The following is a 17,399-nucleotide window of genomic DNA, read 5'->3' as shown; positions in this document are numbered from 1 at the left end:
CCATGTCTGTCGCTACTCCCGTGGCCACCTCGCGCACGACCGACGCCCGGCGCAGCACGAACCGTCGCGTCTCCGGTGGTTTCCTGACCACCCTCACCTGGCTGCTCGCCATCGGGTTCTTCTTCCCAGTCGCCTGGATGGCCATGACGGCGTTCAAGCAGGAGAACCAGGCGGCATCCGACCCGCCGACGTGGTTCTTCACGCCGACCCTCGACCAGTTCCGGGCAGTGCTCGAGAGCGGCTCGATGGTCTACGTGGGCAACTCGGTGATCGCCACCGGCGTCTCCACGGTCCTGGTGCTCCTGCTCGGTGTGCCGGCGGCGTACGCGCTCTCGATCCGGCCGGTGCGACAAGTCAGCGACGTGCTGTTCTTCTTCATCTCCACCAAGATGCTGCCGGTGGTGGCCGTCATCGTGCCCATCTACGTGATCGCCGGCCAGCTCAAGGTGCTCGACAACATCTGGACCCTCGTGGTGCTGTACACCGCGATGAACCTGCCGATCGCGGTGTGGATGATGCGGTCGTTCTTCATCGAGGTGCCCGGTGAGGTGCTCGAGGCGGCGTCGATCGACGGTGCGGGCCTCATGCGCACCATGCGGTCCGTGCTGCTGCCGATGGTGGCGCCCGGCATCGCGGCGACGGCGCTCATCTGCGTGATCTTCGCCTGGAACGAGTTCTTCTTCGCGCTCAACCTGACGGCGTCCCAGGCGGCGACCGTGCCGGTGCTCATCGTGTCGACCATGACGAGCGAGGGCCTGTTCCTCGCCCGGCTCAGCGCGGCGGCCCTCCTGGCGTCGCTCCCGGTGATCCTGGCGGGCTGGATCGCCCAGAAGCAGCTGGTCCGCGGGCTCTCGATGGGCGCGATCAAGTAGCGGGCCGGCCGAGGTGGTCGATGAGCGCGTCCAGCACCGCCTCCAGGTGCACCGTGCTCCCGGTCGCGCGCAGCACCTGGACCCCAGCTTCACGAACCCGACGGTAGGAGCACAGTTCTGGACTTGCTAGTCCAAAAATGGGTTCCTAACGTCGCAGGCATGACACAGGCAACCGAGACAGTGCGCACACAGGGCAGGCTCCAGGACCGGACCGCCCTCGTCACCGGGTCCACCAGCAACATCGGCCGGGCGATCGCGGAGGCGCTCGCGGCCGAGGGGGCGCACGTCGTCGTCTCCGGGCGCGACCAGCGGCGCGGCGGGGCCGTCGTCGCTGCCATCCGGGCGGACGGCGGCAGGGCCGACTTCGTCGCGGCCGACCTGGACGGCAGCCCGGAGGCGAGCCGCGACCTCGCGAACGCGGCCGCCGAGCTGCTCGGCGGCCGGATCGAGATCCTGGTGAACAATGCAGGGATCTACCGGTCGGCCCCGAACCTGGCCGACACCGATGCCGAGAGCCTCGACCGGCTCTACGCGGTGAACGTCAAGGCGCCGTACTTCCTCACCCAGGCGGTGGCCCCGGGCATGGTGTCCGACGGCGACGGCGTGATCGTCAACCTCGGCTCGTGGGTCGCGCGGCTCGCCGGCCCGACCGGAGGGGCGTACGCCTCGACGAAGGCTGCGATGGAGTCGCTCACCCGGTCCTGGGCCGCGGAGCTCGGCCCGCAGGGCGTGCGGGTCAACGCCGTCTCGCCGGGCGTGATCCGGCCGCCCGACCTCGACCCGTCCGTCGCGTTCTCCGAGAACCTGACCGTGGGCACCCCGGCGGGCGCGCCGGGGCACCCGGACGCCATCGGTGCCGCGGTGGTCTACCTGGCCTCGGACGACGCGCGGTTCGTGCACGGCACGGTGCTCGACGTCGACGGCGGCCGCACCGGGGTGGCGGTCCTGGCCGGATGACCATGCACCTGCTGCCAGGATCGATCTGATACTGGCAGCAACTGCATGGTCATCCCGGTGAGATTTCACCCGGAATTTACGCAAAACGGTCCAAGTCGAGGGGTTTGCATTGAAGTGTGACCGTCGCACCGTCGCCCGCAGGGGGTCGCGGGCCGATTCATACGGAGGTCGACGATGCGCACACGTCTCGGACGGGCTTGGGGGAGCGGGCTCTCCGCACTCGTGGTCGCTGCCGGAGTGCTGGTGGCGCCGGGCGCCGTCGCGCAGGAGGACGCCACGCAGACCGTGGCCGCCATCCCGGCCGGTTACTACGACGGCACGGCGGGCCTCTCGGGCGAGGCCCTGAAGTCCGAGCTCAACGACATCATCAGCGGGAACACCCGGCTGTCGTACAGCCAGGTGTGGACCGCACTGATGGTCACCGACCAGGACCCCGCCAACTCCAACAACGTGATCCTCCTGTACGGCGGCCAGTCGCGTGCGAAGAGCCTCAACGGTGGCGACGTCGGCGACTGGAACCGCGAGCACGTGTGGGCCCAGTCGCACGGCAACTTCGGCACGTCGGCCGGCCCCGGCACGGACCTGCACCACCTGCGGCCCGAGGACGTGCAGGTGAACGGCATCCGCGGCAACAAGGACTTCGACAACGGCGGCAGCGCCGTCAGCGGGGCGCCGGGAAGCCTCACCGACTCCAACTCCTTCGAGCCCCGGGACGCGGTCAAGGGTGACGTCGCGCGCATGATCCTCTACATGGCGGTGCGCTACGAGGGCGAGGAGGGCTTCGTCGACCTGGAGACCAACGACACGGTCACCAACGGGTCGGTCCCGTTCCACGGCAGGATCTCGGTGCTGCTGGACTGGAACAACGAGGACCCGGTGTCGGCGTTCGAGGCCAACCGGAACGACGTCATCTACGAGGACTACCAGCACAACCGGAACCCGTTCATCGACCACCCGGAGTGGGCGGACGCGATCTGGGGCTGACCCCGAGCTCGCCCCCTCGGCGTATGGCCGGAGCGGGGCGGGCTCTCTACCCTGGAGGGAGAAGGCTTGCCGGCGTGGGCAGGGCACCCGGGCAGGCGACTCGCACAGAGGGTCGGAGGGTCAGCGTGTCGAACGAACGCAGATCGGTCGAGAGCAGGTCCGTGCCGCGGGTGCCGCCGCGCTGGTTCGTCCGTACCGTCTGGGGGCTGCATCGCGGCCTGTACCGGGTGACGGCGGGCCGGGTAGGGCTCCGCAAGCCGCGGGGACGCAGCTGGGGAACGCTGCGCCTGACGACCACCGGGCGCAGCACGGGGTGCGAGCACAGCGTGATCCTCGCCTACGTCGAGGACGGCCCCGACCTCGTCTGCCTGGCGATGAACGGCTGGGCCGACGGCGAGCCGTCGTGGTGGCTCAACCTGCAGGTGCACCCCGAGGCCACGGCGGACCTGGCCGACGGGTCCCGGTTCGTGCAGGCGCACGCCGCGCAGGGCATCGAGCGCGAACGCCTCTGGGCCAGGTGGCGGGAGGTCGACGCACACCTGGACGCCCACGCCGCGCTCCGCTCGGCGGAGACCGCCGTGGTCGTCCTGCGACCACGGCCCGAGCCTCGGCGACTGTCATAGCGTCGCCGTCGCGAGTGCCTCCTCCTGCCCGTCGAGGGTGATCTCGATGCGGTCCACCTCGGTCATCGGGATGGCCGACGACGCGTCCAGGTCCGTCGTGGTGCCACCCGACCAGGACCAGGTGCCCGCGACGGTGCGCGCGCCGTCCTGGCCGACCAGCACCAGCTCGTACTTGATCGGCTCCGGCGGCGTGTAGTCGCCGCCCGGCTGCTCTCCGGGCTCAGGCGGGTAGTCACAGCTCCACTCGAGGCTCGTACCCCAGTCGGTGGGCGTGACGACCAGCTCGGCACGCATCCTGGCGTCGCCCACCGGGCGCAGCTCGATGGTGCGCGCACCGGCCACGGTGGCCGACGTCGGCGCCGTGGACGCACCGTCCGGCGATCCGAACAGGCCGCTGCCCGCGAGCGTCGAACCACCGATCGCACCGGCGACCACCAGGGCCGAGGCCGCGACCGCCAGCAGCGACCGGCGTCGGGTGCGGGACCTACGGGCCGCACCCGCGAGGCTCGTGAGCGAGACCACGGGCGCGAGCTCGGGGTCGACGTCGTACGGGGCCGGCCCGACGCCGTCGGACAGGCCTGCCGTGGGTACCTCGGCGACGAGCGCCTCCGCATGCCCCGCCGTCAGCGTGCTGAGCAGGCCTGGCATGCCGGCGAGCTCGGCGACGGCGGCGCGGCACGCTGCGCACTCGGTCAGGTGCCGCTCGTAGGCACGCCGGTCGCTCGGGCTCAGGGCGCCGAGCACGTACGCCGCGTCCCACTCGGCGTACTGGTCGCCGCCGTGTCCTCCCTCTGCCGGGATCATGACGTAACTCCTTTCTCCTGCAGGGCCAGGCGCAGCGCGCGCAGCCCGTAGTGCAGACGCGACTTCACGGTGCCGGGCGCGATGCCCAGCTCGGTCGCGAGCTCGGCCACCGAGCGGCCGCCGTAGTAGGCGCCCACGACGACCGCTCGGTGTGCCGGCGAGAGTGACACGAGCGCGTCGGCGACGAGCCATGAGTCGAGCACGGCCTGGGTCGTGTCCCGTTCCTCGCGGTCCGGAACCTGACCAGTGGCCCGCTCGCGGGTGCGCCGGGCGCTGCGGAGGTGGTCGACGGTGAGGTTGCGCGCGACCGTGAACAGCCACGCGCGGACCGACTCCTCCGACCGTTCGAGGACCTCGGGGTGCCGCCACGCGCGCAGCAAGGTCTCCTGCACGACGTCGCGCGCCTCCTCCTCGTCGCCCGTGCGGCGCACGACGTACCGGTACAGCGCACCGGCGTGCGTGTCGTGCACCGCCGCGAGGAGCTGGTCCTCGGCGCCCGCGGGCGGGTCACCTGTGGTCACGGTCCCGTCGCCTCCGGGTGTCGGTTACTGTCCGGGCTGCAGCTGCAGCGAGAACTCGATGCTGCCCTCATCTTCCACCGTCACGAACCCGAGCGACGGGGCGTCGACGTCGAAGTCGGCGAACGTGATCGGGATGCTGCCGATGACCTGCACGGGGTCGCCGCTGGTCGCGTCGCCCGCGACCTCCGCCTCGAACGTCGCGGGCTGCGTGACGCCGTGGACGGTGAGGTCACCCGTGAGCTCTACCGCGGTGGCGCCCTCTTCGATGGTCGCCGGCTCGGTGAGCTCGAACGTCGCGGTGGGGAACTCGCCCACCTCAAGCGCGGTGTCGCGGAAGTAGGCGTCACGCGGGGCCTCGTCGGTCGCCACCGTCGCCATGTCCACCTCGATGTTCGCCTCGGTGATGGAGCCGTCGGCCACCGTCACCGCACCGGTCACGTCCTCGGTGCGCCCCGTCACGGTCACGTCCTCGCCGTTCAGCACCTCGTCGAGGCGGTACCCGGCGAACGACCCGTCGCTGACGGTCCACGTGCCGGCAGCCGACTCGGCGTCGGGCAGCGGGACCGCCGACGACTCCAGGGTGGGTGCGTCCGCCGCGGCCTCGTTCGCCCAGTCGGCGTACAGGCCCGGCCCGAAGATCGCCGCCGCCCCTCCGACCACGACTATCGCCGCACCGACACCGACCGCGACCTTTGTCCCTCTGCGCACGTCCGCCCCTCTCGTTCGCAGGCCGACCCGTTGCCGGCCTCTGCCCCTACTACTACGGGTGAAAGAGACGATCGGTTCAATCGGGTTCTCGATCGGCTTCGCGATCGGAGTCAAAGCCGGGGTGGTTCGGCGCGCGGGGTCAGAGCGTGACCTCGTCGTGGCGGGCGATGTCGAACGTGCCGCCCGGGTAGCGGAGTCCGGAGAAGTACATGTTGGTGTGGGCGACGATCTGCTCGCCGGTGATCCGCACGCCGTCCCACTCGGTGTCCCTGGTGGTGTGACCGTCGCTCACGAGCGTCACGTCGTAGCCGAGCGCCGCGGCACGCTGCGTGGTGGTCCGCACGCAGAAGTCGGACTGCGCGCCGACGACGACCAGGCGGGTGGCGCCGAGCGAGTCCAGCACGTCGCGGAGACCGGTGTCGGCGAACGAGTCGCGGTACGCCTTGTAGACGAGGGCCTCGCCGGGCTGCGGGGCCAGGCCGTCGGCGAGGGCCCAGCCGGGAGTGCCCCGCTCGAGGCCGGGCTCGTGGTGCTGCACCCAGACGACGGGTGCGCCGGTGCTCCGGGCGCGCTCGACGAGGGCGATGGAACGGGCGACGACGCCGTCGGCGTCGAAGCACCCGCGGACGACGTCGACCTGCAGGTCGATGACGAGGACCACAGAGCTCACAGGTACTGGGCCTTTCTGGAGGGACTGGTACGGGCCGGCATGAACATCTACTCCGCGAAGTGTGTTGCTGTGAGTAGACACTGTCTACTCACAGCAACACGCCTCGTCCGCGGTGGTTCTACCTCGGAGCGCCTGGCGACGGATCGTCGCCGGACAGGGCCTGTTCGCGGCGCAGCAGGGCCGCGCGCCGGGCGTGCGCCCGGACCACCAGCACCGTCGAGACCACGACGAGCACCGCGACGGCCGCGACCGCGCCCCACGTCCCGGTACCGCGCTGCGCGACCGTGCCGATGAGCAGGCCGCCCACCAGCACAGACGCCGTCAGACCGATCCACGCGGCCACCACGCGGTCGGTCGCGAACAGCGGGATCCGGGACCGCAGCAGCCAGGTCCCGTAGGCGGCCCAGGCGAGGCACACCAGCATGAGCAGCCCGAAGGCGAGCTGGGTCAGGACCGGCAGGGGACCGGGCTCGGTCCACCACAGCGCCCCGACGAACACGGCGCCGGCCACGCCGACCACCAGCGCGGCCACGGCACGCACGCGGGCGCCCTTCGACAGCGTGCCGCCCAGCCCGGCGATGACCTCCGGTGCGGAAGCACGAGGCTCCTCGTTCGTCATGTCAGCTCACCTTCCTCCTCGACGTGCTCGCGCAGCATGCGTCGCGCACGGTTCAGCCGTGACTTGATCGTTCCTGCCGGGACACCGCAGACCTGCGCGCAGTCCTCGACGGAAAGGTCCTCCAGGTAGTGCAGGACCAGGACCTCGCGCTCCAGGACCGGGAGACCCGCGAGCCGGGCGACCATCTCCGCCCGGTCCACCAGTGCGTCGACCGGGTCCCGCGCGCCGCCGTCGGACCGGTCGTGATCGCTCTCGAGATCACCGACCAGCTGATGTCGGTCGGAGTACTGACCGCGCAGCCGGTTCAAGGCCGCGCGCCGCACGATCGTGAACAACCACGGGGCGAACCGGTCGGGCTCACGGAGCCTCGGCAGTGCTCGCACGACGGCGATCCAGGCCTCCTGCGCCACGTCGTCGGCGCGTTCGGCGTCGAGCATGCGGCGTACGTAGAGCCAGACCGGCCTCTGCCATCGCACCACCAGGTCCTCCAGGGCGGACCGGCTGCCCAGCTGAGCCCTCACCACCAGCAACTCATCGCTCATCTCGCCTCCTCTCACCTGTGCAGTCGCGGTGCGTGGCCGTGAGGTTCACGTCCGGGACACGAGTGCTGAACCACCTGCGGAAAGACCGAACCGAATAAAATGGCGGATGCGGATTCACCCGCGAAGGACATCCGCTCAACTCCCGCCTCCCGGACGAACCGCTCGTCGACTGGCACGGCCGTGGCCTGCTCGGCGCCCTCGGCGGCGCCCGGGTGCTCGACGTCGGCTGCGGCAACGGGCGCAACGGTGCGTGGCTCGCGGAGCGGGGCGCCGACGTCGTCGGGGTGGACCTGGCCGCACCCCTGCTCGACGCCGTCTACGACTCGGGATGCTTCCACCACCTGGCGCCGCACCGGCGCATCACCTACCGCGAGCGGATCCTGCTGCTGCTCGCACCCGGCGGGCGCTACGCGGTGGTGGCGTTCGCCCAGGAGAACCAGCCGAGCCCACCCGACCGCGAGGTGCTGACGAGCGGTGACCTCGGCGGCGGGATGTCGTTCCTGGTCGAGGACCTGGAGCGGATCTTCGCGCCGCTGCGCCCCGTCGAGGTGCGCCGGGTGCGCGACGACGTCCCGGGAACCTTTGGGGCGGACTTCCTGAACGCGGGGCTGTTCGAGGCGTGACGGCGGCCGACGGCGGCGCCACCTGACGGGCCGGCCTACGCGGCCGGCTCCGCGTACAGGCGTTCCCGGAGCTCGACGAGCTGCTCGGCCGACTCGTCCGGGCTGATCCCGTCCGTGTAGACCGTGGCGGCGGCGACCTCGGCGGCCAGCGGGTCCGCCACCCACTCGGCGATCCAGTCGTGGCCCTCGATGATCCAGTCCTTCCCGCGGCTCGCGATCGCACGCTCGCGCAGCACCGCCACGGAACGCACCGGGTCGGGGCTCGGCAGCAGGTGGATGACGTCGGGGACCGGCGCCAGCGCCCGGCGCACCTGGTCGGCGTACTCGGGCCTGGTGAAGCTGGTGTAGCCGGCGCCGAAGGCGAGGACCGTGTCCGAGTGGTCCGGCACGGCGCGCTCCACCGCGTGCGCACGGGCGGGCTCCCACTCGCGTTCGGCGGCCACCCAGCCGACTGCCTCGTCCCGTTCGAGGAGCCGGTCCAGGTCCCAGCCGACCTCCGCGCAATAGGTCCAGGCGATGTCGTCGATGTCGACGAACGGGTGCCCGAGGCGCTGGGCGACGAGCGCGCCGAGCGTGGACTTCCCGGCCGCGAGCGGTCCTACAAGGATCATGGACGACGCTCCCTGCTGAACGGGCGAAATGTCGCCCATTATTGCTCACTGTGTGGAGGTAGGCGGTAGCCGCTGTTCGCCGGCCGAGAGGGACCGTAAGGTCCGCTCATGCTTCGAACCCGATCAATCGTCAGGGGAGTGCTGGCGCTCGCGGCGATCGCCGTGGTGGCTCTGGCGCTTCCGCCGTTGTCGCTGGCCGTCGACGAGATTGCAACGCCCCCAGCATCTTCTCTCCCCGCGCTGCCCGAGGGTGCCCGGGTGACCGGCGAAGACATGGGATGCGGCTCGGGAGGGTGCTGGCTGGAGCTGACCGTCGACGCTCCGCCCGGGATGTCGGGCAAGGAGCTGGCAGCCGAGGTGCTGCCCGACGGTAGGGCGTGCCCGTTCCAGAGCACGTTCGACCTGCGGCGAGTCTGCTCGTGGGTGATGGAGACCGAGGCCGAATCGGTGCAGGTCAACCTGCAGTACGAGCGGTGGGTGGATTAGTGGGCCGGTGGTGGTCGAGGTAGTTCTGCGCCGTGGTGAGACTGGTCAGGTCGGGCATGCGGTCGAGGTAGACGAGGCCGTCCAGGTGGTCGATCTCGTGCTGGACGACGCGGGCGGTGTAACCCGTGAACTCCCTGGTGACGGTCTCGCCGGCCGCGGTGGTGCAGCGCACGGTGATGCGCTCGGCCCTGGGCGTCAGACCCAGGTAACCGGGCACGCTGAAACAGCCTTCCCAGTCGAGCGTCGTCGCTGCCGAGCGTTCGACGACGACGGGGTTGAGCAGCTGGATCAGGCCGGTCTCGGGCCGGTCGGGAAAGACGTCGGTCTTCCGAACCTCCACGATCGCGGCCCTGACCGAGACGCCGATCTGCGGTGCGGCGAGGCCCGCGCCGTTGAGCTCGCGGAGGCGGGTGACCAGCGTCGCCAGCAGCTCTCCGGCGTCGGCCGCGTCGATGGCCGAGGTGGGCGCCTTGAGTCGCGGGTCGCCGAGCATCACGACGTCGTGGGTGGGACTGGTCATCGGTAATCCTGTTCTGGGCCGACGTCGAAAAAGGTCTCCGGCCGCCCGAGGAACCTCTTCCACAGGGCGACCGACTCCAGCTCTCCCCACGTGCGCTCGGCGATGCCGTGCTCCGTCATCTCGAGGATCTGTGCTCCGGGCAGCGCGGCGATCATCGGCGAGTGCGTCGCGTAGATGACCTGCGTCGCGTGCTCGTCCGCGACGTCCTGCAGCCGGTACATCAGCTGGAGGGTCGAGGCGAACGACAGCGGCCCCTCGGCCTCGTCCAGGAGGTAGAGGCCCGGACCGTCGAACCGGCCGAGGATCGCCTGGAGGTAGGACTCACCATGGCTGACCTCCCACGACGGCTTGTCCCCGTACCCAGGCATCCCGGCACCGGTCATGTACTCGAGCATCCCGAACGCGGTCTCTGCCCGCAGGTAGAAGCCCTTCGCGTTGCGGTGGGTCATCCCCGAACCGGCACGGGTGCGATCCAGCAGGATCGCCTCGCCCAGCGGGCTCGTCTCCATGGCGCTGGCGTACTTCCGGCCGCCGTGCCCGCCGCGGACGTCGAGCCCGTATCCCTCGGCGATCGCCTCCAGCAGGGTGGACTTGCCGCTGCCGTTGGCACCAACGAGGATCACGATGCTGCTGGTCAGACGGACCCCCTGGGCGGCAAGGTCACTGATCGCGGGTACGTTCCACGGCCATGCGCCGTCCTCGACGGCGGTGGGCCTGACGCGGATTCGCTCGATCAGCACGAAGTCAGCCTCACGAGAACTGGCTCGCCTCCAGCAGCACGTCGACCAACCGTTCGGCAGCGTCCGGGCGCCCGTGCTCGCGGGCGGCCTGGGCCATCCGCTCGCGCCGTCCGGCGTCGGAGAGCAGCGGCCTGAGTGCCGCCCGGAGGTCTCGCTCGTGGACGTCGCCCTCCAGGGTGATGGCTGCTCCCAGGTCCTGGAGTCGGTGGGCGTTGTACGACTGCTCGTTCCCGGCCGCCGAGGCGAGCGGGATCAGGACCGAGGGCTTGCCGAGCGCGGTGAGCTCCGCGATGGTGCCGGCTCCGCTCCGGGAGACGACGACGTCGGCGAGGGCGAGCACGTCCGGCAGCTCGGCGCCGACGAACCCCGTGACGCGGTAGCGGGCGGCCTGCTCGGCGGGGAGGTCGGCAGTGCGCTCGAACATGTCCTGGAGGTTGTTCGGTCCGCACTGGTGGATCACGTTCGCGTGCTGCAGGAGCCAGGGCAGCGCCTCGGCGACGACGTTGTTGATCTGGACCGCTCCCTGCGCCCCGCCCGTCACGTACAGGACCGGAAGGTCCGGGTCGAACGAGTCCAGGCCCAGTGCGTCGACGGCCTTGAGCGGCTCCCCCGACAGCACCTCGGCGCGGACGGGGTTACCGGTCACAACGGCCCGCTCACGCACCCCCTCCGGCAGCAGCTCGAGGGTGGACGGCGAGGACACCGCGACACGAGTGGCCCGCTTGGCCAGCAGACGGTTGGCGAGCCCGAGTCGCACGGTCTGCTCGTGCACCACGAGCGGACGACGGAGCAGGCCCGCCGCGAGCCCGATCGGGACCGCGACATAACCGCCGGTGGACAGGATCACGTCCGGCTTGAACTCGGCCACGATCGACCTGGCCTGCGCGACGCCGAGCGGGACGCGCGCCATGTCCTTCATGTTTTCCGCCGTCAGCATGCCCAGCGGGTTGCTCGACCGGCGGAGCTTGCCCGTGGCGACCGCCACGAAGCGAATGCCCTCGGACTCGGTCACCTTGGCCTCCAGGCCCGCGGCCGTGCCCGCCCACAGGATGCTGACGGCGGTGCCCGTCTCGGCCAGCCTGGCCTGGAGGGCGCGGAGCGTGGTCAGCGCCGGATAGGTGTGGCCGCCGGTCCCTCCACCGGTGACGAGCAGACGGAACTCGCGCGGGTGTGAACTCACGTGGATCTCCCAGGACGGCGTGGGTGGGGCGCGGGTCAACTGTAGGCGATTTGTGACGGTCCGAGGGTTCGCCGTTGTGGTCCGGTCAGGACAGCGTGATCCGGTCGAGCTCGATCGAGACGACGACGGGATCGGCCAGCTTGCGACCGTTCTCGTCGGTCAGGTGGACCGAGCGCTTGGTCGGGAAGACGAAGCCGTCGAACTCCTGGTGGCCCCAGCTGTAGTGCGCCGAGTCCCGCTCGCTCGGGCCGAACACGTCGGGCGAGTAGTCGTGGCGCCGGATCAGGCCGGCGTCGTCGATGTAGTACGTCTGCACGCGGGAGTGGGTCACCAGGTTCTCCGGGAACGTGACCTGGAGGCGGCGCCAGGTCTCGCCGTCCTCCTGCCAGGGTTCCAGCTCGGCGAACTCGAAGCCCGGCTCGGTGAACGTGAACGGCTCGGTGAGGTAGTTCCACATCGCGTAACCGGTGAAGTAGGCGGCGTGCAGCCGGTCCCAGGGGGTGTCGAGCACGTGGCCCGCGAACGCCGCGGCCGGGTCGCGGCGCTCCTCGACGACGTCACCGCCCGTGGTCTCCACGGCCACCCGGTCCGGGGTGAACGAGCTGCGCAGTCCCGCCCCGCCGAACGGTGTGTGGCTCGCGAACTGGCGGCGCAGCTCGATCGTGGCGGTGTAGTCGTCGAGCACGTCGTCCTGGCCCTTGATGCTCCACAGCGCGCCTCCGTTGAGGACGTGGGCCGTGAGCGTGGTGAACGAACGCCACCGTTCGACGTCGCCGTGCGCGGCGATCACGATGTTCTGAAGCTCGGTCATGAGAGTTCCTTTCGGGGATGCGGTGTATGTGTATGACTGGTCGTCTCGTCATGAGCGAACTGAAGCTGCGCTCGCTCGGGCGTGCCCTCAGCGCAGGAGCAGGGCGACCATGCGCTCGAAGGTCCGGACCGATTCGTCGGAGGACGTCGCCTTGGACTTCACGGCGCCGCCTTCCCATGCGTTGACGATGAACTCGGCGAGGTCGCCGGACGGTACGTCCGTCGTGAGCTCGCCCGCCGCCTTCGCCTCGTCGATCGCCGTGGCGAGCGTCGCGGTCCAGAGCTGCAGGAAGTCGCCGACCGCGGAAGCGACCGTTGCGCTGTGTGCAGGGACCTCGCCGGCGAGGTTGGCCATGAGGCACCCCTTCTCGGCAGCGACCGTGAGTCCGGAAGCCATGAGGCCGGCCAGGTGCCGATCGATCCGCTCGCGCGGTGTCCCGGATCCGGCGTCCGCCAGGGCTGCCAGCCCGAAGCCGTCCCCGTAACGGCGCAGGGCATCGACCGCCAGCGCCTCCTTGCTGGCGAAGTGGTTGTAGAACGTGCCCTTCGGCGCGCCCACCGCGCTCATCAGGTCCTGGACGCTCGTTCCGTTGTACCCCTTGAGGTGGAACTGCTCGAGCGCGGCATCGGCGATGCGCCTCTTCGTGTCGAGCGAGACTGCTGTCTTGGTGCGTGCCATCGTGACCTCCTGCAGTTAATATGACCAGTCGTCTCGTTATTGTCAACCTGCCAGGGCGCTGCTGTGAGCAGAAGCGCCGCCGTCCGCCAAGGGCTCAGCCCTACGCTCAGGTATGACCCAAAACGCTCCGCCCCAGCGCCCAGGGCGCGACGGGGTGCCCGAAGGGCCAGGCACACCGTCGACGCCGACGAGACGAGAGCCGCTGTTGCGGCACATGCTCGGTGAGCGCCTGCGACATCTGCGTCATCTGCGCGGCGAGACGCTGGACCAGACCGCCCGCCGCGCCGGGATCTCACCGCAGTACCTCTCGGAGATCGAGCGCGGGGTCAAGGAGCCGTCGAGCGAGATGATCGCGGCCATCACCGGTGCGCTGGACGTCACGCTCGTCGACCTGGTCGCCGCCGTCGCCGACCGTCTGGTCGTCGTCCGCGACACCACGCGGCAGCCGACCTGCCAGGCGGCCTTTGCGCTCGCTGCGTGAGGCTCCCGGGCCGCGCGACCCGGGAGCCGCACGTCACCGCTGGTCGATCACCTGGTCCAGGAGACCGTACTCGCGCGCGGCACCGGCCGTGAAGATGCGGTCGCGGTCGGTGTCGGCACGGAGCGTCTCGACGCTCTGACCCGTGTGCTTCGAGAGCGCGACCTCCATGTCCGCGCGGATGCGGACCACCTCGTCGGCCTGCAGGATCAGGTCCGGTATCGCGCCGCGGCCCTGCGCCGCCGGCTGGTGCAGGATGACCCGGGCATGGGGGAGCGCCGCCCGTCGTCCCTCGGCCCCGGCCGCCAGGAGGACGGCGCCCACCGCTACCGCCTGGCCCACACAGGTGGTCGCCACCTTGGGCCGGATGTAGCGCATGGTGTCGTAGATGGCCATCCCCGCGCTCGGGTCGCCGCCCTCGCAGTTGACGTAGAGCTGGATCTCGCCGTCCGGGTTGCTCGACTCCAGGTGGATGAGCTGGGCGATCAGGGCGTTGGCGACGCCGGCGTCGATGGCGGTGCCGAGGTAGATGATCCGCTCGGAGAGCAGCTGGGAGTAGACGTCCATGATCCGCTCGCCCCGTGGGTGCGACGCTATGACGTTCGGGATGGTGTAGCTGCTCATCGTCCATCTCCTTCGGCTGCCGCGGTGAATCCGGTTCGCTGACGATCGCGTGGCCTGATGGCCGCGAAGCTCTGCACGATCGTGTCGATGAAGCCGAAGTCGAGAGCCTCCTCGGCCGTGTACCAGTGGTCGTGCAGCGAGTCGTCGAAGATCCGCTCGACCGGCTGGCCCGTGTCCTCGGAGATGAGCCGCAGCACCGTGTCGCGGGTGTGCCGCAGGTCGTCCGCCTGCAGCTCGATGTCGACGGCGGTACCCGCGATCCCCGCTGAACCCTGGTGCATCAGGACCCGCGAGTTCGGCAGCGCACGGCGCTTTCCCTGGGTGCCTGCGGAGAGCAGGAACTGCCCGGCGCTGTAGGCGATGCCCAGCACGAGCGTGGAGACGTCGTTGGGGATGGTTCGCATGATGTCGCGGATCGCCAGCATCGCCGGTACCGATCCGCCCGGGGAGTGGATCCACAGCTGGATGTCGGTGGCCGGGTCCTCGGTGGCCAGCGCTATCAGCTGTGTCATCAGGAGCGTGCCGTTGTCGTCGTCCAACGGTCCGTCCAGGACGAGGACGCGTCGTTCGTACAGCTCGCGTCGTGTGCTCTCGCCGAACATCGGCGGCTTCGGTGCATCAGTCATGACCTCACCGTGCACTCCGCGACGGGCTCCACGGGGCTGGATCTGCCCAGGGCAGCCCTGCTCTGGGCAGCGCTGCTCAGAGCAGCGGGACCCGCTCTGCCCAGACCTGCGGGATCAGATCCAGCCGCGTTCCTCCGCGAGGAACACTGCCTGCTGCCGCGAGTCCACCGCGAGCTTGCCCAGCACGGCGGAGATGTGGTTGCGCACGGTGCCGGGTGCGAGCGAGAGGGTGCGGGCGATCTGGCCCGTCGTCTCGCCGCGCCGGCCGGCACGCAGGACGTCGAGCTCGCGGTCGGTCAGCGGTGAGCGTTCGTCGCTGAGCGCGTCGGCGGCGATCTCCGGGTCGACGTAGCGCCCGCCGGCCGCGACGCGGCGGATCACTGCCGCCACCTCGTCCGCGGAGCGGGACTTCGGCAGGAACCCGGCGGCCCCCGAGGCCAGCGCCCGCCGCAGGACGCCGGGCCGGGCGTGGCGGGTGACGATGACGCACCGGGTGGCCAGCGTGCGGTTGAGGCGTTCGGTGACCTGCACGCCGTCCAGGTGGGGCATCTCCAGGTCGAGCAGGCAGACGTCCGGCCGCACGCGTTCCGCGGTGGCAACCGCCTCGGCGCCGTCGGCGCACTCCGCGACGACCTCGATGTCCGGTTCCAGGCGGAGCAGGGCGGCCAGCGCGGAGCGGATCATGCCCTCGTCGTCGGCGAGCAGCACACGGATCATCCGGCAACCCTCTTCTCGGCGGTGTCTTCAACGGGGGCTTCGGCAGTGGCCTGGTCGGGGACCGTGACGACCACGGTGAACGTGTGGTCCGCGCGGTGCACCTCGAGGTTCCCGTCGGCCTCGGCCGCCCGGCGCGCTATCCCGTCCAGCCCCGCGCCGTCGGCGTTCTCGGGTGCGTCGGCGACGACGTCGTTGGCGATCTCGTAGCGCCACGACCCGTCCGTGCGGGTCAGGGACAGGCGCGCCCACTTGCCGCCGCCGTGGCGCAGGACGTTCGTCGTCGTCTCGCGGATGACCGGTCCGAGCGCGGACGCCGGTGCCAGCGACGCGTCCGGGGCCACCGTGGCCTCGACCTTGGTACCCGCGGCCCGGAGCAGGTCGACGGCGTTGGCGAGCTCGTCGCCCAGGGGCACGGAGCGGAAGCGGGTGGCCAGGTCGCGGGTGCCCTGCCGGGCGTCGTCGACGCTGGCGCGTGCCGCGCGCAGCTGTTCCATGCCCGCGTCCGGGTCGCGGGGCATGAGCCGTTCGGCGAGCTCGAGCTGCAGGGCGATGACCTGGAGGTGATGGCCCTGCAGGTCGTGCACGTCGGTGGCCAGCCGGAGCCGTTCCTGGGTCGCGGCGAGCTTCGCCTCGGAGGTGCGGGCGCGGTCGAGCGCGACCAGGACGTCCCACCACCACAGCGACGAGACGGTGACAGCCGGGAGCAGGATGGCGAAGACGGCCAGCTGGGCCCCGCTCGCGCTGATGCCCTCTCCGGGGACCAGACGGAAGTCGATCACCGCCAGCGCGACGAGCAGGGCGGACGCGGCCAGCACCATGCGGAGGCGCACCCCGGATGGCCAGTTCAGCAGTATGAGTGCCTGGATCAGCGGGAGGACGCCCGCCACCCACTGCCCGGTGACGAGCCCAGCTACGAGCCCGAAGACCGCAGCGGTCAGGAACGGCGCGAGATGGTGCCGCCAGATCATGAGTGGCGCATCGGCCGTCCGGCGCCGGTACTCGAGCAGCGGGTGCAGCGTCGTGAGCCACCACAGCAGCGCGCTGGCGCAGACGACGGCGACCGTGGCACCACCGAAGCCGGCCTCCACGACGGTGGTCACCGCGAACAAGACGATCGCGAGCTCGAAGAACACGACGCTCGAAGCGACGTACCACCAGGTCACGCTGATGCTCCGGGTGAGCCGCAGCGCGCTGCGGGCTTCCACTGCCGCCGTCACGGCGGCCGAGGACTCGGGCTGGCTGCTCATGCGGTCAGGTTACGGCCATGACACATGTCATGGATGCGGCGTGCGAAGGACCCGGGAAGCGGTGACAGCCGGACACTTCTGGGCTGCGCTCCCAGCCGGTGGACTGGGTTCAGGACAGGGGAAGACCCCGAAGCCCACATCGACAGGAGCACACCATGAGCCTCATCGAAATCCTCCAGGACCTCGTCGCGAAGGTGCCAGAGGTGCTTCAGCCGGTCATCGTCGCGGCCGCCGGAGCGATCCCCTTCGTCGAGGGTGAGGGCGGGGTCGCGATCGGAATCATCGGCGGCATCCACCCCGTCGTCGCCGCAGTTGCGGCGGCGGTCGGCAACTTCCTCTGCGTGGCCGCGCTGGTGCTGCTCAGCTCCGGTGCCCGCAACGCCGTCGTGACGCGGCACCGGGCGAAGGCCGCCGCACGTGCCGGAGCGGCGGACGGCGGCGAGACCGTCCTGATGACCGCGCCCGCCGAGGAAGGCTCGCGGAGTGCCACGCGCAAGGCCAAGTTCCAGCGCGCCTACGAGCGCTACGGCGTCCCGGGCGTGAGCCTGCTCGGCCCGCTCCTGCTGCCCACGCACTTCACCGCCACCATGCTCGCCGCCTCCGGCGTCGGCAAGACCCGCATCCTGATCTGGCAGGCGATCGCGATCATCGCCTGGACCACGCTCACCGCGCTCATCATCAGCGGCGTCCTCGGGGCCGTCGGCTGAGTGCGGAGCCAGCGCGGCAGCGCCGTCGACGCCCATCCGAGTTGTCGCACC

24 protein-coding genes are annotated in these 17,399 nt (G+C 70.7%); 8 read left to right on the top strand and 16 right to left on the bottom strand.

All coding sequences use genetic code 11. From position 1 onward, the window contains the following. The first annotated feature begins 2 nt into the window (after positions 1-2). The 4 genes from AB0I32_RS09390 (at position 3) to AB0I32_RS09375 (ending at position 3,436) form a co-directional block, all read left to right on the top strand. Positions 3-872, top strand: a complete 870-nt coding sequence (locus AB0I32_RS09390; protein ID WP_357505141.1) for a carbohydrate ABC transporter permease — start codon at positions 3-5, stop codon at positions 870-872. Positions 873-1,031: 159 nt separating this feature from the next. Then, entirely contained in the window at positions 1,032-1,829 is a 798-nt protein-coding gene (locus AB0I32_RS09385) for a glucose 1-dehydrogenase (RefSeq protein ID WP_357505139.1), read from the top strand. A 174-nt stretch (positions 1,830-2,003) separates the two neighbouring features. Next, on the top strand, positions 2,004-2,813 hold the full coding sequence (locus AB0I32_RS09380; RefSeq protein WP_357505137.1) for an endonuclease: 810 nt from the start codon (positions 2,004-2,006) through the stop codon (positions 2,811-2,813). Between the two features lie 125 nt (positions 2,814-2,938). Continuing rightward, positions 2,939-3,436, top strand: a complete 498-nt coding sequence (locus tag AB0I32_RS09375) for a nitroreductase/quinone reductase family protein (RefSeq protein WP_357505135.1) — start codon at positions 2,939-2,941, stop codon at positions 3,434-3,436. Here the strand turns inward: AB0I32_RS09375 and AB0I32_RS09370 are convergent. The 6 genes from AB0I32_RS09370 to AB0I32_RS09345 all read right to left on the bottom strand — a co-directional run bounded on the left by AB0I32_RS09370 (position 3,431) and on the right by AB0I32_RS09345 (position 7,300). Further along, positions 3,431-4,240, bottom strand: a complete 810-nt coding sequence (locus AB0I32_RS09370) for a zf-HC2 domain-containing protein (RefSeq protein ID WP_357505133.1) — start codon at positions 4,238-4,240, stop codon at positions 3,431-3,433. The two genes, AB0I32_RS09375 and AB0I32_RS09370, sit on opposite strands and share 6 nt — an antisense overlap. Beyond that, positions 4,237-4,761 (bottom strand): sigma-70 family RNA polymerase sigma factor, encoded by a 525-nt coding sequence (locus AB0I32_RS09365; protein WP_357505131.1) that lies wholly within the window; start codon positions 4,759-4,761, stop codon positions 4,237-4,239. The genes AB0I32_RS09370 and AB0I32_RS09365 overlap by 4 nt, the downstream gene beginning before the upstream one ends. Positions 4,762-4,785: 24 nt before the next feature. Further along, positions 4,786-5,469: a YceI family protein gene (locus tag AB0I32_RS09360; protein WP_357505129.1), complete on the bottom strand. Its 684-nt coding sequence runs from the start codon at positions 5,467-5,469 to the stop codon at positions 4,786-4,788. 139 nt (positions 5,470-5,608) lie between these two features. Further along, on the bottom strand, positions 5,609-6,139 hold the full coding sequence (locus AB0I32_RS09355) for a cysteine hydrolase family protein (protein ID WP_357505127.1): 531 nt from the start codon (positions 6,137-6,139) through the stop codon (positions 5,609-5,611). Between the two features lie 118 nt (positions 6,140-6,257). Further along, on the bottom strand, positions 6,258-6,758 hold the full coding sequence (locus AB0I32_RS09350; protein ID WP_357505125.1) for a hypothetical protein: 501 nt from the start codon (positions 6,756-6,758) through the stop codon (positions 6,258-6,260). Then, the gene (locus AB0I32_RS09345; protein WP_357505123.1) at positions 6,755-7,300 is read right to left on the bottom strand and encodes a sigma-70 family RNA polymerase sigma factor; all 546 of its coding nucleotides are present in this window, start codon (positions 7,298-7,300) and stop codon (positions 6,755-6,757) included. The genes AB0I32_RS09350 and AB0I32_RS09345 overlap by 4 nt, the downstream gene beginning before the upstream one ends. A 212-nt stretch (positions 7,301-7,512) precedes the next feature. On the opposite strand from AB0I32_RS09345, the gene AB0I32_RS09340 reads away from it, so the two are divergent. Next, positions 7,513-7,923 carry a class I SAM-dependent methyltransferase gene (locus AB0I32_RS09340; protein ID WP_357505121.1) on the top strand — a complete coding sequence of 137 codons (411 nt, stop codon included), beginning with the start codon at positions 7,513-7,515 and terminating at the stop codon, positions 7,921-7,923. Between the two features lie 35 nt (positions 7,924-7,958). On the opposite strand, the gene AB0I32_RS09335 is transcribed toward AB0I32_RS09340, so the two are convergent. Beyond that, a complete protein-coding gene (locus tag AB0I32_RS09335) occupies positions 7,959-8,534 on the bottom strand; it encodes a shikimate kinase (RefSeq protein WP_357505120.1) in 576 nt (191 codons plus the stop codon). A 108-nt stretch (positions 8,535-8,642) separates the two neighbouring features. Here AB0I32_RS09335 and AB0I32_RS09330 point away from each other — a divergent pair, with 108 nt between their 5' ends. Next, complete coding sequence (locus AB0I32_RS09330; RefSeq protein WP_357505118.1) at positions 8,643-9,020, top strand: hypothetical protein; 378 nt, start codon at positions 8,643-8,645, stop codon at positions 9,018-9,020. On the opposite strand, the gene def is transcribed toward AB0I32_RS09330, so the two are convergent. From def to AB0I32_RS09305, 5 genes are all read right to left on the bottom strand, one after another. Beyond that, entirely contained in the window at positions 8,989-9,540 is a 552-nt protein-coding gene (gene def, locus AB0I32_RS09325; protein WP_357505116.1) for a peptide deformylase, read from the bottom strand. The genes AB0I32_RS09330 and def overlap by 32 nt on opposite strands. Continuing rightward, positions 9,537-10,280 (bottom strand): hypothetical protein, encoded by a 744-nt coding sequence (locus AB0I32_RS09320; RefSeq protein WP_357505114.1) that lies wholly within the window; start codon positions 10,278-10,280, stop codon positions 9,537-9,539. Before AB0I32_RS09320 ends, def begins: the two co-directional genes overlap by 4 nt. Before the next feature lie 10 nt (positions 10,281-10,290). Next, positions 10,291-11,460 (bottom strand): undecaprenyldiphospho-muramoylpentapeptide beta-N-acetylglucosaminyltransferase, encoded by a 1,170-nt coding sequence (murG, locus tag AB0I32_RS09315; protein WP_357505112.1) that lies wholly within the window; start codon positions 11,458-11,460, stop codon positions 10,291-10,293. Between the two features lie 85 nt (positions 11,461-11,545). Beyond that, positions 11,546-12,271 (bottom strand): hypothetical protein, encoded by a 726-nt coding sequence (locus tag AB0I32_RS09310; protein ID WP_357505110.1) that lies wholly within the window; start codon positions 12,269-12,271, stop codon positions 11,546-11,548. Between the two features lie 87 nt (positions 12,272-12,358). Then, the gene (locus AB0I32_RS09305) at positions 12,359-12,949 is read right to left on the bottom strand and encodes a TetR/AcrR family transcriptional regulator (protein ID WP_357505108.1); all 591 of its coding nucleotides are present in this window, start codon (positions 12,947-12,949) and stop codon (positions 12,359-12,361) included. Positions 12,950-13,061: 112 nt separating this feature from the next. Here AB0I32_RS09305 and AB0I32_RS09300 point away from each other — a divergent pair, with 112 nt between their 5' ends. After that, on the top strand, positions 13,062-13,430 hold the full coding sequence (locus AB0I32_RS09300; protein WP_357505106.1) for a helix-turn-helix transcriptional regulator: 369 nt from the start codon (positions 13,062-13,064) through the stop codon (positions 13,428-13,430). Positions 13,431-13,463: 33 nt separating this feature from the next. On the opposite strand, the gene AB0I32_RS09295 is transcribed toward AB0I32_RS09300, so the two are convergent. From AB0I32_RS09295 to AB0I32_RS09280, 4 genes are all read right to left on the bottom strand, one after another. Beyond that, the gene (locus AB0I32_RS09295; RefSeq protein ID WP_357505104.1) at positions 13,464-14,051 is read right to left on the bottom strand and encodes an ATP-dependent Clp protease proteolytic subunit; all 588 of its coding nucleotides are present in this window, start codon (positions 14,049-14,051) and stop codon (positions 13,464-13,466) included. After that, positions 14,048-14,677 (bottom strand): ATP-dependent Clp protease proteolytic subunit, encoded by a 630-nt coding sequence (locus AB0I32_RS09290; protein WP_357505102.1) that lies wholly within the window; start codon positions 14,675-14,677, stop codon positions 14,048-14,050. Before AB0I32_RS09290 ends, AB0I32_RS09295 begins: the two co-directional genes overlap by 4 nt. Positions 14,678-14,791: 114 nt before the next feature. After that, a complete protein-coding gene (locus tag AB0I32_RS09285; protein ID WP_357505100.1) occupies positions 14,792-15,394 on the bottom strand; it encodes a response regulator transcription factor in 603 nt (200 codons plus the stop codon). Further along, positions 15,391-16,641: a histidine kinase gene (locus AB0I32_RS09280; protein WP_357505098.1), complete on the bottom strand. Its 1,251-nt coding sequence runs from the start codon at positions 16,639-16,641 to the stop codon at positions 15,391-15,393. Before AB0I32_RS09280 ends, AB0I32_RS09285 begins: the two co-directional genes overlap by 4 nt. Before the next feature lie 155 nt (positions 16,642-16,796). On the opposite strand from AB0I32_RS09280, the gene AB0I32_RS09275 reads away from it, so the two are divergent. Beyond that, on the top strand, positions 16,797-17,348 hold the full coding sequence (locus tag AB0I32_RS09275; protein ID WP_357505096.1) for a small multidrug efflux protein: 552 nt from the start codon (positions 16,797-16,799) through the stop codon (positions 17,346-17,348). Positions 17,349-17,399 lie beyond the last annotated feature (51 nt).

This window comes from Promicromonospora sp. NPDC050249, from assembly GCF_040656015.1.
GTDB lineage: Bacteria > Actinomycetota > Actinomycetes > Actinomycetales > Cellulomonadaceae > Promicromonospora.
Note: the sequence above shows the minus strand (reverse complement) of the source record. Positions and strands in the feature narration are given on the sequence as shown.

Coding starts and splice junctions, on each gene's coding strand:
- AB0I32_RS09390 (WP_357505141.1), top strand. CDS start 3: ATGTCTGTCGCTACTCCCGTGGCCACCTCGCGCACGACCGACGCCCGG.
- AB0I32_RS09385 (WP_357505139.1), top strand. CDS start 1,032: ATGACACAGGCAACCGAGACAGTGCGCACACAGGGCAGGCTCCAGGAC.
- AB0I32_RS09380 (WP_357505137.1), top strand. CDS start 2,004: ATGCGCACACGTCTCGGACGGGCTTGGGGGAGCGGGCTCTCCGCACTC.
- AB0I32_RS09370 (WP_357505133.1), bottom strand. CDS start 4,240: ATGATCCCGGCAGAGGGAGGACACGGCGGCGACCAGTACGCCGAGTGG.
- AB0I32_RS09350 (WP_357505125.1), bottom strand. CDS start 6,758: ATGACGAACGAGGAGCCTCGTGCTTCCGCACCGGAGGTCATCGCCGGG.
- AB0I32_RS09345 (WP_357505123.1), bottom strand. CDS start 7,300: ATGAGCGATGAGTTGCTGGTGGTGAGGGCTCAGCTGGGCAGCCGGTCC.
- AB0I32_RS09335 (WP_357505120.1), bottom strand. CDS start 8,534: ATGATCCTTGTAGGACCGCTCGCGGCCGGGAAGTCCACGCTCGGCGCG.
- AB0I32_RS09330 (WP_357505118.1), top strand. CDS start 8,643: ATGCTTCGAACCCGATCAATCGTCAGGGGAGTGCTGGCGCTCGCGGCG.
- def (WP_357505116.1), bottom strand. CDS start 9,540: ATGACCAGTCCCACCCACGACGTCGTGATGCTCGGCGACCCGCGACTC.
- AB0I32_RS09310 (WP_357505110.1), bottom strand. CDS start 12,271: ATGACCGAGCTTCAGAACATCGTGATCGCCGCGCACGGCGACGTCGAA.
- AB0I32_RS09305 (WP_357505108.1), bottom strand. CDS start 12,949: ATGGCACGCACCAAGACAGCAGTCTCGCTCGACACGAAGAGGCGCATC.
- AB0I32_RS09300 (WP_357505106.1), top strand. CDS start 13,062: ATGACCCAAAACGCTCCGCCCCAGCGCCCAGGGCGCGACGGGGTGCCC.
- AB0I32_RS09295 (WP_357505104.1), bottom strand. CDS start 14,051: ATGAGCAGCTACACCATCCCGAACGTCATAGCGTCGCACCCACGGGGC.
- AB0I32_RS09290 (WP_357505102.1), bottom strand. CDS start 14,677: ATGACTGATGCACCGAAGCCGCCGATGTTCGGCGAGAGCACACGACGC.
- AB0I32_RS09285 (WP_357505100.1), bottom strand. CDS start 15,394: ATGATCCGTGTGCTGCTCGCCGACGACGAGGGCATGATCCGCTCCGCG.
- AB0I32_RS09280 (WP_357505098.1), bottom strand. CDS start 16,641: ATGAGCAGCCAGCCCGAGTCCTCGGCCGCCGTGACGGCGGCAGTGGAA.
- AB0I32_RS09275 (WP_357505096.1), top strand. CDS start 16,797: ATGAGCCTCATCGAAATCCTCCAGGACCTCGTCGCGAAGGTGCCAGAG.